Annotated in this window: 2 protein-coding genes; both read right to left on the bottom strand. The window is 71.6% G+C overall.

Going from position 1 to position 2,213, the window contains the following annotated elements; genetic code table 11:
• Positions 1-165 precede the first annotated feature (165 nt).
• Positions 166-1,236: a Trp biosynthesis-associated membrane protein gene (locus tag DD1DGNOD_RS09525; protein ID WP_131769929.1), complete on the bottom strand. Its 1,071-nt coding sequence runs from the start codon at positions 1,234-1,236 to the stop codon at positions 166-168.
• A 262-nt stretch (positions 1,237-1,498) separates the two neighbouring features.
• The coding region (locus DD1DGNOD_RS27915) for a hypothetical protein (RefSeq protein ID WP_206443051.1) at positions 1,499-2,213 on the bottom strand (715 nt) is incomplete at its 5' end.

Raw genomic sequence — 2,213 nt, 5'->3', positions numbered from 1 at the left:
GTCGCGCGCCCAGGGACATGACCGGCCCGCTGCTGCGCGCGAGCCCGCACGCGTACACCGATCCCGGCGAGCTCGAGGCTCTCGCGGACGGCCTGGACAGGCTCACCCGGCGATGACCACCGGTTTCCGGTCAGCAGCCACCGGTTTCCGATCAACGGGTCACGATCATTCGTCTTGCGTGTCCTGCCGCGCCCGCCGCGCGCTCCTCCTGGTCCAGCGAGGCGTGAACCGCGCCAGCACCGCGCCGGCGGCAACGACGAGCCCACCCAGGAGCGTGATCCACAAACCCGGCCCCAGCTCGACCGAAAGATCCAGCTCGATGCCGCCAAGCTGGTTGGCACCCAGCAACCGGACCATGTCGATCACGGCGATCAGGGCGATTGCCATGCCGGTCACAGCCGTGAGAATCCACCGCCAGCCACCCCGGTCACGACCGATCAGCAGCCCGCCGAGAACGACCGACAGGACACCGAGCAGCGCCGTCGCCCCGCCGTAGTACTGACCGGCCTCGGTCCCCCGGAGCGGGATCTCCACGAGATCGAAGGCGGTGATGGTCGCCCAGGGCATGGCCGAACCGACAATGGTCATGGCACCAGCGATGAGCACGAGCAGGCCTCCCAGCGGTCGCGCCGGCCGGTCCGCGGTACCCGCGGGGTCTGCTGCGGTACTCGCGGAGCCTGCGCTACCCGCCGCGGAGTCCGCCGGCCCACCGTCGGCGTCCCCCGTATGGGCTCCGATCGGCGCGCCCCACAGAAAATCCGGCCTGGTGCCGCCCGGCTCACCCCTGCTCGGCTCATCCGCGGCGGTGCCCGCGGGCCATGGCACACGCTGGGATGCCGGCGGTGGAACAGGCGGTGGAACAGCAGCCGCGTCGGAGGTATCCGTGCCACCGGCATCCGGCCTGCCGTCACCGTCCTGCCGGGCCCAGCGCGGATCAGCCGTCAACGCGTGTGCTGCACGCCGCTCGGCACGCCACCGGCGCAACTGCTCCGACTCACCGTCCTCGCCGATCGGCCGGGGCTGCTGGCCGGCACCGCCGGCCGGACCGCGCACCCGGTCGTCGGACGGGTCTGCACCAAGCGGCCCCGGAGCCTGCTCCGCCCGGGCCTCGCCGATCGGCTCCCGGACCCCGAGCGCGAAAGAGTCATGATCACGCTGCCCTTGCCTGTCCAGGTCCGCGTCCGCCACAGGCTCGACCGCCGAGAGCGCCCACGGGCTCGGTTCCTGCTCGGGCACACCTTCCTCCCGTTTCTTTCCGATCGACGGTCAAACGGCTCCGAATGACCGGTGGACCTGGGCCTCCCGGATCGGCACTTCAGGAGACTGCCGACCGACACCCATCCGGCTGGTGACGCCCCATCCTCGGTCGCTTTTGGTCGTACCACGCGGTCGGGCAGTATGCGCGGCCACTTCCCGGAACAAAATCCCCCACGGGCACAGTCGATCACTCCGGTCCTTCGGCCCGATCGGTCGGTAGGCCTGTCCCGATCCCGGTGGACTACCCAGCGGGACGGACGCCCCGCAGCAGCCAACCACCGGCAAGCGAGATCAGCCCCGCCACCAGGGTCAGGACGAGCCCAGGCGCGGGAACGACGCTGATCTGGTCGGCGGACAGGGTCCGGAAGGACGACAGTGAGGGTGGTCCGGCGACAAGATCCATGACGGCGAACACGGCAACCCCCGCCCCCAGCACCATAGCCACGGCAGCGTCCGCGGCGCCCGAGCGGCGGCCGAGCACGCGCGCCACACCGATCACCAACAGGACGACCGCCACCACCAGGGTGATCCGACCGTCACCAACCGCCAGGCCGGTGAACGTACGGGTGTCCTCACCATCGCTCAGCCTGCTCCACGGCAACCCGGCGGCAACCCCGCCGAGGCCGCCCGCGCCAGCCAGGAGCATGCCTGCGAGCCGGTCGCGGACGTCGGGTTTCGGCTCCGTGAGCACGACTGAAGCCGAGCTGTGCGGATCGGTGTCGGGTGTGGCCTCCGGTGCGTCCTCGGACCGTGAGTCTTCGGGCAGCGGGCCGTCCGGTATGTCCTCATGCGGTATGCCGCCCTCATGCGTGCGGCCGTCAGGCAGGCTGCCTCCGGACGAGCCGCTTCGGGACCGGCTGCCCCCGGACGGGCCCGCGGCGGGTCCGGCGTCGTCGGGCTCGGCAGACTTGGGCTCGGCAGACTTGGGCGCCGCGGGCCGTCCGGGGAGAGCGTTC

The organism is Candidatus Protofrankia californiensis (genome assembly GCF_900634765.1).
In the GTDB taxonomy this organism is placed as follows: Bacteria; Actinomycetota; Actinomycetes; order Frankiales; family Frankiaceae; genus Protofrankia; species Protofrankia californiensis.
The sequence above is the reverse complement of the archived record's forward strand: the minus strand, read 5'-3'. Positions and strand labels throughout refer to the sequence as shown.